This is a genomic window from Delftia sp. WSY_12, from assembly GCF_043104645.1.
Taxonomy (GTDB): domain Bacteria; phylum Pseudomonadota; class Gammaproteobacteria; order Burkholderiales; family Burkholderiaceae_C; genus Comamonas; species Comamonas tsuruhatensis.
Genome location: NZ_JBICKW010000006.1, coordinates 86,442 through 99,539 on the forward strand (window position 1 = coordinate 86,442; position 13,098 = coordinate 99,539).

At 64.8% G+C, this 13,098-nt stretch carries 12 protein-coding genes; 8 read left to right on the forward strand and 4 right to left on the reverse strand.

All coding sequences use genetic code 11. The features are described 5' to 3' along the window. Nucleotides 1-59 precede the first annotated feature (59 nt). Nucleotides 60-773: a hypothetical protein gene (locus ACF8LI_RS03310; protein ID WP_016447012.1), complete on the forward strand. Its 714-nt coding sequence runs from the start codon at nucleotides 60-62 to the stop codon at nucleotides 771-773. Nucleotides 774-889: 116 nt separating this feature from the next. On the opposite strand, the gene ACF8LI_RS03315 is transcribed toward ACF8LI_RS03310, so the two are convergent. The 3 genes from ACF8LI_RS03315 to ACF8LI_RS03325 all read right to left on the reverse strand — a co-directional run bounded on the left by ACF8LI_RS03315 (nucleotide 890) and on the right by ACF8LI_RS03325 (nucleotide 4,750). Continuing rightward, nucleotides 890-1,618: a DUF4198 domain-containing protein gene (locus tag ACF8LI_RS03315; protein WP_016447013.1), complete on the reverse strand. Its 729-nt coding sequence runs from the start codon at nucleotides 1,616-1,618 to the stop codon at nucleotides 890-892. A gap of 194 nt (nucleotides 1,619-1,812) precedes the next feature. After that, on the reverse strand, nucleotides 1,813-3,729 hold the full coding sequence (locus tag ACF8LI_RS03320; RefSeq protein ID WP_203400960.1) for an AMP-binding protein: 1,917 nt from the start codon (nucleotides 3,727-3,729) through the stop codon (nucleotides 1,813-1,815). A 4-nt stretch (nucleotides 3,730-3,733) separates the two neighbouring features. Further along, entirely contained in the window at nucleotides 3,734-4,750 is a 1,017-nt protein-coding gene (locus ACF8LI_RS03325) for a tripartite tricarboxylate transporter substrate binding protein (protein WP_203400959.1), read from the reverse strand. A gap of 123 nt (nucleotides 4,751-4,873) precedes the next feature. Here ACF8LI_RS03325 and ACF8LI_RS03330 point away from each other — a divergent pair, with 123 nt between their 5' ends. The 7 genes from ACF8LI_RS03330 (at nucleotide 4,874) to ACF8LI_RS03360 (ending at nucleotide 11,902) form a co-directional block, all read left to right on the forward strand. Then, a complete protein-coding gene (locus tag ACF8LI_RS03330) occupies nucleotides 4,874-5,824 on the forward strand; it encodes a LysR family transcriptional regulator (protein ID WP_203400958.1) in 951 nt (316 codons plus the stop codon). A gap of 55 nt (nucleotides 5,825-5,879) precedes the next feature. Then, the gene (locus tag ACF8LI_RS03335) at nucleotides 5,880-6,461 is read left to right on the forward strand and encodes a TetR/AcrR family transcriptional regulator (RefSeq protein ID WP_016453354.1); all 582 of its coding nucleotides are present in this window, start codon (nucleotides 5,880-5,882) and stop codon (nucleotides 6,459-6,461) included. Nucleotides 6,462-6,576: 115 nt separating this feature from the next. Continuing rightward, nucleotides 6,577-7,677: an alkene reductase gene (locus ACF8LI_RS03340; protein WP_016453353.1), complete on the forward strand. Its 1,101-nt coding sequence runs from the start codon at nucleotides 6,577-6,579 to the stop codon at nucleotides 7,675-7,677. 218 nt (nucleotides 7,678-7,895) lie between these two features. Continuing rightward, a complete protein-coding gene (locus tag ACF8LI_RS03345) occupies nucleotides 7,896-8,528 on the forward strand; it encodes an NAD-dependent dehydratase (RefSeq protein ID WP_203400957.1) in 633 nt (210 codons plus the stop codon). Nucleotides 8,529-8,575: 47 nt separating this feature from the next. Next, entirely contained in the window at nucleotides 8,576-9,160 is a 585-nt protein-coding gene (locus tag ACF8LI_RS03350; protein WP_016453351.1) for a flavin reductase family protein, read from the forward strand. A 157-nt stretch (nucleotides 9,161-9,317) separates the two neighbouring features. After that, entirely contained in the window at nucleotides 9,318-10,085 is a 768-nt protein-coding gene (locus ACF8LI_RS03355; RefSeq protein WP_244388188.1) for a hypothetical protein, read from the forward strand. Between the two features lie 320 nt (nucleotides 10,086-10,405). After that, entirely contained in the window at nucleotides 10,406-11,902 is a 1,497-nt protein-coding gene (locus ACF8LI_RS03360) for a hypothetical protein (RefSeq protein ID WP_203400956.1), read from the forward strand. Between the two features lie 72 nt (nucleotides 11,903-11,974). Here the strand turns inward: ACF8LI_RS03360 and ACF8LI_RS03365 are convergent, their stop codons facing one another. After that, nucleotides 11,975-13,096 (reverse strand): helix-turn-helix transcriptional regulator, encoded by a 1,122-nt coding sequence (locus ACF8LI_RS03365; RefSeq protein ID WP_203400955.1) that lies wholly within the window; start codon nucleotides 13,094-13,096, stop codon nucleotides 11,975-11,977. Nucleotides 13,097-13,098: the final 2 nt, after the last annotated feature.

Sequence of the window (13,098 nt, forward strand, 5' to 3'; positions counted from 1 at the left end):
GCGCTCCTGGCACAACAATGTTCTGGTGGCGTCATTTTTCGGCTTTAGGATGGCGGGCCATGCGCAATTCCCACTCCCTTTGGACGGCGGCAGCCCTGGGCCTGGCAGCCTGTCTCGACACCAGCCCGGCCCATGCAGCCCGGCCCATGATCACGGATGATGCCCGCATCGTCGATGCCAAGTCCTGCCAGCTGGAAAGCTGGGTCAAGTCCAAGAAGGACAGCACGGAGTTCTGGGCCCAGCCGGCCTGCAATTTCACGGGCAATCTGGAGCTGACGCTGGGCGCGGCACGCACGCGAGAGGACGGCAGCAGCCGGACCACGGATGTGGTGATCCAGGGCAAGACCCTGTTCAAGGAACTGCAGCCCAATGGCTGGGGCTGGGGCCTGGCCGTGGGCAATGCCCGGCATCCGAATGACGAGGGCCAGGGCCGGGGGGATCTGTACGCCTATGTGCCCGTCACGTTCTCGCTGCGCGATGACCGGCTGTTCTTCCACACCAACGTGGGCTGGCTGCGCACGGCGCAGACGCATCGCAACCTCATGACCTGGGGCCTGGCCACCGAGGCCCAATTGAGCCAGAGCACCTGGCTGATTGCCGAGACATTCGGCCAGAACCAGGGCAAGCCCTTCTACCAGATGGGCCTGCGCTACTGGCTGGTTCCCAATCATGTGCAGGTCGATGCCACCTACGGCAACCGCGCGGGCAGCAGCACGCAGGAGCGGTGGTTTTCCATCGGCTTGCGGCTGCTGTCGTCACCGTTCCTGCCCTGAGCACTGCCTGGTGGCTGGCGTCGCGCCCGTATGCCTGCAGGCCCGGACGCCATGGAAACCGGTGCCCCGCACCGGCCGGTGCGGACCGTGCAGGACCGCAGTGCCTGCCGCAGTGCCTATTTGTTGGGCTTGGCTGCAGGGCCGGCCGGGATGGCGGCGACGCCATCAGGCTTGACGTAGGTGACCGAGGTCACATAGTGCACGCCGTCGTATTTTTCTGCACCGTTCGGGCCGGTGCGCTCGCCGCCGCTGCGCTCGTCGTGCGTGGCTTCGGCCACGTAGGTGCCCTTCCAGGGCATGTCGAACTGCACCAGGCCCTGCTCGTCGGCATGGGCTTCCTTGCTCCAGCCCGATTGCACGGTCAGCACCACCTTGGCCTTGGGCAGGGGCTGGCCCTTGTAGATAACCTTGAATTCGCCGGCCTTGCCCGAGGGCACCACATCCAGCGTCAGGCGCGGGGCCTGGGCGGCAAAGCCGGTGATCAGGCGCGCGGCCGGGTGGTACCAGTTGCGCAGTTCCTGCTCGCCCTTCTTGCTGGTGTACAGCGGGTAGCCGGCATCCTCGGCCACGATGCTTTCGCCCTGGCCGGCCTTGAAGGGTAGCGCAAAGCCGGTGCCGGTCTTGCGGCCGTCGGCCGCCTTCTCGCCCTGGGCAGACACCAGGGTGGCCACGGGCTTGCCGAACTTGTCGAGCAGGCCCGGCGATGTCTCGCGCAGGTTGTCGCCGAATTCGCCAAAGCGGATCACGGCGGTTTCGCCGGCCGGCTGTTCCAGCCAGATCTGGTGGGCCTGGCTGGCGCCGCTGGCGGCCAGGAGTGCGGAGACAAGAATCCAGTGTTTTTTCATTGCAGCTTCCTCAAAGGACAAAAAAACAGCCATCGGCGCCACAACGGGCCGACGGCATGAACGTGCTTGGGCAGTGGGGTGCGGCCGCATGGCGCCGCATTGATTATTGAATGCGAATGGTTTGCATTCTATGCGCATTGCGCACCGCCCCGGCGCAGTTCACCAGGTGGCTGCAATGGGGTCCGGCCCAGCGTTCAGGCGGCATCCTCGATGCGCACCGGCTCGCCCGTGAAGGCCAGCGCCTTGGCGGCCTGCTCCCAAGGGCTCCGGTCAGCCGCTCTGGCCGGGCGCAGCACAAAGCCCTCGCCTTCCGCATGCGTGGTGCTGTCGGCGGGCGGCAGCGGCAGGCCCATGCGCTCATGCGCCTGGGCCACCAGGGTGCGGGCGTAGATTTCCGCAGCCCTGCTGCGCAGGCGCGGCTTGTAGACCTTGCCCACGTTGGTGGTGGGGAGCGCATCGATGATGCGCACATAGCGCGGGCGCGCAGGCGCTTCGTCCACGCCGGCTGCGGCAAAGGCCAGCAGTTCGGTCTCATCGGCCTGGGCGCCGGGGTGGAGCGCGACAAAGGCCACAGGCACCTCGCCCGCATAGGCATCGGGTGCGCCCACGGCGGCGCAGGCCTTGACGGCGGGATGGCGCTCCAGCGCCTGCTCTATCACCTGCGGATCGATGTTGTGGCCGCTGCGGATGATCACGTCCTTGGAGCGCCCGCGCAGCCGCAGCAGGCCATCGTCGCCGACCGAGCCCAGGTCCCCCGTGATCAGCCAGCCGTCATCGGTGAGGTAGCTGGACGGCTCGATGCCGCCCAGGTACCCGGAAAACAGATTGGGCGACTGGAACACCACCATGCCGGTTTCGCCGGCCGCCGCTTCCTGGTCCGATGGCCTGCCGTCCGGCCCCATGCGGCGCACGGCCAGGCGCGCAAACGGCAGGCGCAGGCCCACATGTCCGGCCGCCGCGTGCAGGCCGGGCGGCGTGATGGTGGAGATGCCCGTCATCTCGGTCATGCCCAGGCTCTCGTGCACATGGAAGCCGCTGTGCGCCTTGAAGCGCGCCGCCACCTCGGGCGACAGCGGCGCGGCGCCCGTGCGGAAGTAGCGGATGGAGGACACATCGGCCCCCTGCAGCGGCACCTCCACCAGCGCGGCCAGCACCGTGGGCACGGCCGACATCACCGTGGGCTTCCACTGTGCCGCCATGCGCCAGAAGCCGGCAATCACGGCCTTGTTGCGAAACAGACCGGTGGTCGGAATGATGACGTGGGCCCCGGCCGAGAAGCAGGCCAGCGAGCCCGGCAGCACGCCCGCCACATGGAACAGCGGGTAGCCGTTGATGGTGCGGTCGGCCGTGTTCAGGCCCTGCATCTGCACGCTGGCCCAGGCGGTGTAGACCTGGGCGCCATGCGTTTGCACGGCGATCTTGGGCGCACCCGTGGTGCCCCCGGTATGAAAGTAGGCCGCCACGTCGCCGGCCTGGGGCTGGCGCCCGCTCACCAGCCGGTCGGAGGGCTGGGCGGCCAGGGCGGCGTTCAGATCGCTGGCGGGCCAGCGCTGTCCATCCCCCTGGGGAACCCGGCCTTCATGCGAGACCCAGAGCACATGCGCCAGATCCGCATCCAGCGCCGTGGCTTTCTCGCGGATGCCGGCATCGTCCTCGTCCGCCCAGGCGATCAGAAAGCGCGCGCCCGTGGTCCGCATCAGGGCAGAGATCTTCTCGGCACTCAACAGCGGATTGATGGGCTGCACGATGCCCGCCGCCTCGCCGCCCCACAGCGCAAAGTGGTACTCCATGCAGCCGGGCAGCAGGATGGCCACCGTGTCGCTGGCGCCCATGCCCAGCGCATGCAGGGCGTTGGCCGTCTGGTGGATCTTGCCCAGCAGTTCGGCATAGCTCAGGTGCCGGGCATCATCCACGCTGCCGGCCTGGGGCAGAAAGCTCAGCGCCCTGCCCTGGCCGTGCTCACGCGCGGAGTTGCAAAACAGGTCGTAGACCGTTTGCGCCGTGATCAGCCCGGCCATGGGCTGGCTTTCGATGGCCTCCACATCGGCCAGGGAACGCACGGCCCGCAGGGGCCGGAACATGGATTGCGCAGGAATAGGACTCATGGCCATGGGCTCACTCCGCGCCCAGGCCGTTGGTGCGCACCACCTCGCCCCAGCGCGTGTAGTCGCTGCGGATCAGGCCCTCGGTGTCCTGGGGGTTGAGGTAGGCGGCCGTCACGCCGATCTTCTCGAAACGGTCGCGCACCTCGTCGGTGGCCAGCAGCTGGCGCGAGGTGGCGCTGAGTTTGTCGATGATGGCGCGCGGTGTGTCCCTGGGTGCCACCAGGCCGCCCCAGGACGACGCCTCATAGCCGCCAAAGCCCTGCTCGGCCATGGTCTGCACGCCGTCCAGCGCCTTCACGCGCTGCGTCGTTCCCACGGCCAGTGCCCTCAGCCGCCCGCTGCGGATATGGGGCAGCGCAGACACCATGTCCGCATAGATCACCGGCACCACGCCGCCCAGCGTGTCGTTCATGGCTGGCGCGCTGCCCTTGTAGGCCACGTGCTGCATGGTGTGCAGCCTGGCGGATTTCATCAGTTCCATGCTCAGGTGGCCCGAGCTGCCCGCGCCGGAGCTGGTGTAGTCCAGCGTGGCGGGCTGCGCCTTGGCGTACTGGAACAGCGATTTGAGGTCCGTCACCTTGGGCAAGGACTGCGCATTGACCGCAATCACATTGGGCAAGTCATAGATCTTGGTGACCGGGGCGAAATCCGTGGCCGGGTGGAACTTGACGTTCTTGAAGAAATGCGGCGCCATGATGGTGGGCGTGACCATCATCATCAGCGTATAGCCGTCAGGCGCTGCCGTGCGGAACTGGCCCGCCGCCACCGCGCCCGATGCGCCGGGCTTGTTCTCTATCACCACGGGCTGGCCCAGCTGGCGCGCCAGCGCCTCGGCGTAGACGCGCGCCGCGCCATCGGTGGGCCCGCCCGGCGGGAAGGGAACGACCAGGCGAATCGGCCTGTCGGGCCAGGCGCCGGTATCGGTATTGGCCTGCGCCGCGCCGCACAGCGATGCGAACGCAGCCACGCCGATGGCGCCCAGCGCCATGCCCTTGGCCAACGCCTGTCTTTTTGTGATGCCTGCCATCTTGTCTCCTTGAATGTTTATGTGTTCTGGCTGGCCCATTCTGCCCAGCGCACCCTCTTTGACAATGGCGGCGGCGGTTGACATCATGTCAAACAATATTGACACCCCCTTGGACTGCAGCGCATGGATCTCCTGGCATTCAACATCCTTGTCCAGATCATCGAGCACGGAAACCTGAGCCAGGCGGCAAAGTTCTTGAACATGTCACGGGCCAACGTGAGCTACCACCTGGCCCGGCTGGAGAAGTCCCTGGGCGCGTCGCTGCTGCGCAGAACGCCCCAGGGCGTGGAGGCCACCGAGGTCGGCCAGCGCATCTACCGCCATGCCCGCAACATCCTCAACGAGACCGAACTGGTGCGCGAGCTGGCCCAAAGCAGCACGGACGACATCTCGGGAAAGATCGGGCTGAGCGTGCCCACCGGCTACGGCCACCTGGTCATGGCGCCGTGGCTGATCGAGTTCAAGCGCGCCCATCCGCAGGTGGTGCTGGACATCCGCCTGGAGAACTTCATCGACAACCTGCTCAAGGACAGCGTGGACATCGCCATCCGCGTCATGTCCGATCCGCCGCCCATGCTGGTGGCGCGCGACATGGGGCCGGTGCGCTACAGCCTGTGCGCCTCCAGCGACTGGCTGCGCAGCCACCGCCTGCCGGAGACCCCGTCCGAGCTGTCGCGTACGCCGCTCATCACATCGGGCGGAGAAAGCGGCAAGGTGCGCCTGCAGATTGCGCGGAACGGCCAGCCGCTGGAGGAGCTGGACATCACGCCCACGCTGATGTCGCGCAGCTACCCTTTCCTGTGCGACTGCATCACCTCCGGCCTGGGCGTGGGGCTGGTGCCCGACTACATGGTGCGCCGCCAGGTGGAAGATGGCCGCGTCGTGCTGGCCATGCAGGACTACGAATTCAGCATCAACCAGGGCCGCATGTTCATGCTGTACATGCCCAACCGCTTCCAGTCCGGCGCCGCCCGGGCCTTGATCGACTTTCTGAGCGACAGGATGGGCCTTGCGCGCATCATCCGGCCGGGTGACTTGCCCGACACGGCGCAGGCCTTGCGACCGCTGGAATGACGCTGGAACAAAGTTTGTAGACGACTGGTCGGTTTTTGCGTTAGACTTCGATCCCATGAAGAAACCCGCACAGGAAACACGCCAGCACATCCTTGATGTGGCCAAGGCGTTGATGACCCAGAAAGGCTATACGGCCGTCGGCCTGGCCGAAGTCGTCGCGGCCGCGGGCGTGCCCAAGGGCTCCTTCTACTACTACTTCAAGTCCAAGGAAGAGTTCGGCCAGGCCCTGCTGCAGGAGTACTTCGACGAGTACCTGGCCAAGATCGATGCGCTCATGGAGACGCCCGACCCGGCCATCTCCCGGCTGATGACCTACTTCCGCCATTGGACACGGAAACAATGCTCGGCCCATGCAGGAGGCCAGTGCCTGGTGGTCAAGCTGGGCCCCGAGGTCTGCGACCTGTCCGACGACATGCGCTCGGTGCTGCGCACCGGCACCGACGCCATCATCACCCGCCTGACCGACTGCGTGCGCGCAGGCCAGGCCGACGGCTCCATCACCTCCACCATGGATGCCCCCACGCTGGCCGAATCGCTGTACCAGCTGTGGCTGGGTGCCTCCCTGCTGTCCAAGCTGGGCCGGCATGAGGAGCCCTTTGCCGCAGCCCTTGTTTCCACGAAGCGGCTGCTGGGCTGAGCAGGCCTGGCCGCCGCTTTTTATTTGTCTTGTTTGTAGACGACTGGTCAACTTGAAACCTCTCACCCTTCGCCCATCCCTCCTCCTTTTTGTTCAACCACCACCACTGCACACCATGACCGACCACAGCCTTCACACCGATCTGTTCTCTCCCACCCAACTGGGCGGCCTGTCGCTCGCCAACCGCTTCGTCATGGCCCCGCTGACCCGCAGCCGCGCCGGTGACGACGGCGTGCCCACCGAACTGCACGCCACCTACTACGCCCAGCGTGCCAGCGCAGGCCTGTTGATCAGCGAAGCCGTCAACATCTCGGCCCAGGGCCGCGGCTACAACCTGACCCCCGGCATCTGGACCGAGGAGCAGGTCGCCGGCTGGAAGAAGGTCACCGACGCCGTACATGCGGCCGGCGGCAAGATCGTGGCCCAGCTGTGGCACGTGGGCCGCTACTCGCACGTGGACCTGCAGCCCGGTGGCGTGGCCCCTGTCGCCCCCTCTGCCATCAAGGCCGAAGGCGTCACCTTCACGCCCAACGGCGTGGCCGAGGTGTCCATGCCCCGCGCCCTGGAAACCAGCGAAATCCCCGGCATCGTCGAGCAATACCGCCATGCGGCCGAATGCGCCAAGCGTGCAGGCTTTGACGGCGTGGAAGTGCACTCGGCCAACGGCTACCTGCTCGACCAGTTCCTGCGCGACTCCACCAACCACCGCAGCGACGCCTACGGCGGCAGCATCGAAAACCGCGCCCGCCTGACGCTGGAAGTCACCGACACCGTGGCCAAGGTCTGGGGCGCCGACCGCGTGGGCATCCGCCTGTCGCCCGTCACGCCCAACGCCGGCAACACACCGCTGGACAGCGACGTGATGGCCCTCTACGGCTACCTCATCCCCCAGCTCAACCGCTTCGGCCTGGCCTACCTGCACGTCGTGGAAGGCGCCACCGGCGGCTCGCGCGAACTGCCGCCCGGCGTGGACCTGGACGCGCTGCGCAAGCTCTTTGACGGCGCCTACATGGGCAACAACGGCTATGACCTGGAACTGGCCATGGACCGCCGCGCCAAGGGCTTGGTCGATACCGTGGCCATCGGTCGCCCCTTCATCGCCAACCCCGATCTGGTGGCCCGCCTGCGCCACGGCAAGGAGCTGGCCGTGGCCCCGCACGAGGCCTACTACGGCGGCGGCGCCCAGGGCTACATCGACTGGCCTGCATTGGCGTAACTCCCCCTGAGCGGCTTACGCCGCTTCCCCCGTTGCACGGCGCCCTCTCTCGCTTCGCGGGAGGGGGCGTCCGGGCAGCCGGCGACACCCTCGGTGCGGGGCGGCGCGGCCGGCGTAGGCCCTTCCTCGGTGTCCCTTGCCTTGGGCTGCACCAGTTTTATGCGCCACGCCATCTACGGCACACTGGCTGATCCGTGTCCCCATCGAAAGACCAAGCCATGCAACTGCTGATCGTAGGCGCCACGGGGCTGGTGGGCAGCCAGGTGCTGCAACAGGCCCTGGCCGACAGCCGCATCACCCGCGTCGTGGCCCCGGTACGCCGGGCGCTGCCGGCGCATCCCAGGCTGCTCGCCCCCATCGTCGATTTCGAGCACCTGCCCGAAGGCGCCGACTGGTGGCGGGCCGATGCCCTGGTCTGCACCCTGGGCACCACCATCAAGAAAGCCGGCAGCCAGCCGGCTTTTCAGCGCGTGGACCATGACTATCCGCTGCTGGCCGCACAGCTGGCGCGGCGCCACGGCACGCCCACCTATGTGCTGAACTCGGCCATGGGCGCCGACGCCGGCTCGCGCATCTTCTACAACCGCGTCAAGGGCGAGCTGGAGCGCGACCTGCAAAGCCAGGGCTTCGCATCGCTCACCTTCGTGCGCCCCGGCCTGATCAGCGGCCCGCGCACCGAGCACCGCGCGGGCGAGCGCGCCATGGTCGGCGTTCTTGGCGCCCTGGGCCCGCTGCTGCCCCGGCGCTGGCGGCTCAACCCCGCGCACTGCATCGCCCATGCCTTGATAGAGGCAGCTGTCAACGCCAGGCCCGGTGTCCATATCGTGGGTTCCGAGGCGCTGGCCGAATGAGCCCGGCGCCTGCACGCGCAAAAACAGAACCCTTCAGGAACCATTGCATGAACCCGCATATTGCCCCGGTCGATCTCGCCAAGTCCTACCGACTGATCAACCACGGCCCCACCGTCCTGGTCTCGGCACGCCACGGCGGCGTGGACAACGTCATGGCCGCAGCCTGGTGCTGCGCGCTGGACTTTGCGCCCCCGAAGCTCACCGTGGTGCTGGACAAGGCCACGGCCACGCGCGCCTTGGTCGAGCACAGCGGCATGTTCGTGATCCAGGTGCCCACGGCCGCCCAGTTGCAGCTCACGCACCAGGTCGGCACGCTCAGCCTGTCCACCGATGCCGGCAAGCTCGCCACCAGCGGCGTTCAGTTGTTCGGCATGGACGGGTTCGACCTGCCCTTCGTGGACGGCTGCGCCGGCTGGCTGGCCTGCAGGCTGATCCCGGAACCCCACAACCAGCAGGCCTACGACCTGTTCATCGGCGAGATCGTGGGCGCCTGGTCCGACACCCGCGTGTTCAGCGGCGGCCACTGGCACTTCGAGGACGCCGACCCCGCGCTGCGCAGCCTGCACTACGTGGCGGGTGGGCAGTTCTATGCGATTGGGCAGGCGTTGAGGGTGCAGGAAAGCAAGGAATAGTTTCTTTTCCATTTCAGAAATCTGGCAGTACTTCTACTGCAATGCTTGCTGCGTCCTGAAGATCAATACCGCATCTGCGGTATATTTTCACTGGGACTAACAATCCATTATTCCTTCCCGTGGGTGTTATTTTTCACATCAACTGAAGGGAATCAAAATGGAATGGAACTCAACAAGAAACCAGTGGACGCGTCAGCTTGTCTTTTCCTTGATCGCGTGTCCCATCGCGGTCTTGATGACAGGGTGCAGTGGTGCAGAGGAAGTCTTGGATGCCATCGCAGTCGCCACAGGAGATGGTGGCAAGCGTGTCAAGCTCACCGGTCCTATCATGGGCGATCAGCGCATGATCTGCATTGATAGTCCACCAAGCGTGGCACCGGCCGAATTGCAAAGAGAAATTGACAAATACCTGTTCAAGTCCATCCGTTGGGATAGTGGCACACCCGACAAGAAAACGACTGTCAACAAGGAAATCGAGGACAACCGGTCATGCAGCTATCGGATATCACCTTACGAAACCATTTCCTGGGACCAGTTCGTTTCTGACGCCATCAATCAGCAATTGGCAGATTGGGGGAATTTCAGCGCAAATACAAATATGGCAGGCCAAAAATATATCGATGTCTGCATGAAAGACAATGAATGCGAGGATGGAGATATTCTAGCCATCACATTGAATGAAAGGGAAGTTGCTCGTTCCGAACTTTTCAACCAGCCAAGTTGTTTTGAGGTGCCCGTCAGCTCAGGAGTCAGCTATCTTGGCATACGGGCCATCAATGGCAGCGGCAACAAGGGAGCGTGCTCCTATGCGGATCGAAATACAGGGGAAGTGACGGTAAGCGGGGCCACAGGCGCGGGACGCACGCAGCTCTATAGCGTGCGTGGCGGCCAGGGCTCCTATGGATCACTCACCATCGTCAATTAGTTTTCGCATCCTGGAAGAGGATATGACCGCATATTGACCAGCTCAATAGAAAATTCGTTCGATGAACTCCTGGGTGCTGCAACAGTCCTGCGGGCTTTGATGTTTACAAAGGGCCAATCGCAAAATAAAGCGAATAGTGCCTGCAGCTCCTGAAAACTCCGCTCAAAAAATATTTCATCCCAGAGCCAGTGCCGAAGCCATCCCGCAAATGCGGTATGGCCTTGCGCACCATGGCTGGGAAGACTGCTGTCTAGGCGGATGAGGGAAACCATCGAATCCTTGCGCCGCCCATTCCCAATCGTTTGAAAGGCAGATACCCAATGACCAAGCAGACCCCCAAATTGCGCCCCACACTCATCGCCGGTGCCGTGCTCGCGCTTACGGCTTGCGGAGGTGGCAGTGGCGGTGGCGGAGACAACGAAGTGACGCCACCGGTTGCACCACCAACACAAACGACCCAGGAGTTGGTGCAGAAGTACATGGATGCCAGACAGGCGCTGACCGCCACCCAGTTGCCCGCCAAAGGCACCGAGCGCTTTGCGCATCTCGACGACTGCTACCTGGGCAACGGCAGCAGCAAGGAGCGCCTGATCACCCATTGGGATGAAAACCAGACCCAGGTCCAGGCCTCCAATGCCTACCAGATTGGGCGGAGCTTCGAAAATCTGCAAATCCTGGCAGAGCGCAAAGCCACCAATGCCGACGGATCCGCACGGCATGAGGTGGAAATCAGCTACGACGAAAAATTCACGGACGGGACCAGCACAAGGGACCAGCGTGAAACGCTGATCGCAGGAAGCAGCAGCGGCACCTGCGCCACTCCCCGCAATGCAGCCGAGATGCGCAGCCTGGGCAATCAGCGCGTGGTAAGCGTGGGACTGGTGTCGCGCAACCGCGCCAATGTGATACGCCAGCTGTCCGACGGCGAACCGTCCTCCAGTCCGTTCCACTTGCGGCGCGAGGTGCAGTTTGGCATTTCCGATCCTGCTCGGCTGGCAACTTACGCCATTGTCAGTTGGCCGTCGGCGCAGGCAGGCGGCGCGCGCAACTCGCTCAAGCTGCTGTCGCCACGCATCATGCGCGATGCACCCGAAATGCAAGGCGTGCGGGGCAACGCCAGCTATGCGGACACCAACAACTTCCGGCAGTGTCGATCGAACGCCAGCAACGACGTGGCCAACGCCGGCACGGCAGATTGCACCAACGCGCAACTGGGTGTGGCCAACGACTCGTGGGGCTCCACCGTGCGCAGCGGGTTCGATGCTGCCGCCATGGCAGACGGTGACAACCGTTTCGCAGCGCTGGGCCTGGCAGCGGGAACCGAGGTGCGTTTCGATATCCATGCCGACGATGGCTGGAAAGCCGTCAACGGACAGCAAGGCAAAACACCCATCGCCACCTATCAGGTCACGCTGAAGAGCGGGTCTTATCCGTTTGCGCAGATACCTGTCAATGCCTATCCCCAGTTCAACACCATCTCGCCCTCAGAGGGCGAGATCGTGGCCGGCTTCAAGGCCGGCGGCGGCAGCGCGCAGGTTGTCTGGTCGGCTGCGCAACCGCCAGCGGGCAGCATGCCCATGGCACTTTCAGTACTCAGTTCCTACCGGCAGGGCGCTGCGGCGGGGTCTGCCTCCGGCCTGCCCACGGTACGCACGCCCAACCTGACCGTGCCTGTGCCCAAAGGAGCCACCTCGGCCACCATACCTTTTGGAGGCAAGCCGGACGGTGCATCGGCCACGAACTATGCCGAGTTCCTCCTCGTCTACGCTGACCGCAACGGCAGGGAGATGTACTACAACCTGCAATACACCCCCTGAAGCAAGGGCTGCGTGACCAGCGCCCAATCCATCGCCCAGCCCGCAAGGCGCTGCGCGATGGGCAGGGACTGTTCACACCATTCCCCACCCCTGCAGCAGTTGCACCAATTCCACCTGCCGATGGCAGCCCGTCTTGCGCATCAGGTTCTTCATGTGGGTGCGCGCCGTATGCCAACTGCATCCTTCCATCAAGGCATAGTCCTTCACGGTCTTTCCGCCTGCCAGAAGCAACAGAAGGCGGGTCTCGCTGGGTGACAGGCCCAGCATCTCGCCCACCAGGCCTTGATTCTGCAAAACCATGGAGCCGGGCAACGTCAGAAAGATCAGGGCCAGGGGCTGTTGCCACGGCGCGGCAAACGCATGGTTGGCCGCCAGAGGCAACGCAGTCAGCCTGAGCAGGGACTGGCTGGACCGGCTGCCTTGGAGCACCAAGGCAGCCGCCTTTGCGGGATTGGCGCAAGCGGCGGAGACCAAGCCTTGCAAGCGTGCATGCGCCTCGCCCGAAGTGCATCGCAGCCCGCCGTGCACACATTGCAACGTGCCGAATGTTGCGAGCAGGCGCTCTGCCGCCGGATTGGAATGCTGCAGCCGGCACCGAGCATCCACGACGAGCAGTGCCTGCGCCAGCGCATCCAGTGCCGCGAGTCCCCATGCTGCCTGGCCGCATAGCTGGCCCATGCGCGCGCGCAAGCGGCCGGCCCGCTCGATGTGCGGCATCAAATGCTCTAGGAATGCCTTGTCCTGTGCACCATAGACGCCGGCATCCCTGGGGCGCATGAAACTGATGAAATCACGCGCATTGCCTTCCACGCGAACGGCGACAGCGGCGGTATGCCGCAGTCCCAGCGGAACCAGCCAATCCGTATAGACGCTGTTCTGTGACGCCTGCCTGGCACTGATGTGCTCATGGTCCAGCATGACCTGGGCCACGGGCAGCCGCTGCACGGTTGCCATCCGCAGGTCGTTGTGCGCGTGGTGTGTCTCGTACTCCTGCATCAAGCCGTGATGCAGACCGAAGCTTTCCAGATTGCTTGCGCTTTGCGGAACGGCTGCCTCGCCAGCATTCAGCGTGAAATAGTGAAAGACGCCCGCCTGCAATTGCGCGCACATTCCCGCGAGCGCCTCGCTCCAGGCCTGGGGAGCGAGCACCCCCTCATACAGCTGACCGGCGATGGCATCAATGCGTTGTTGCACGG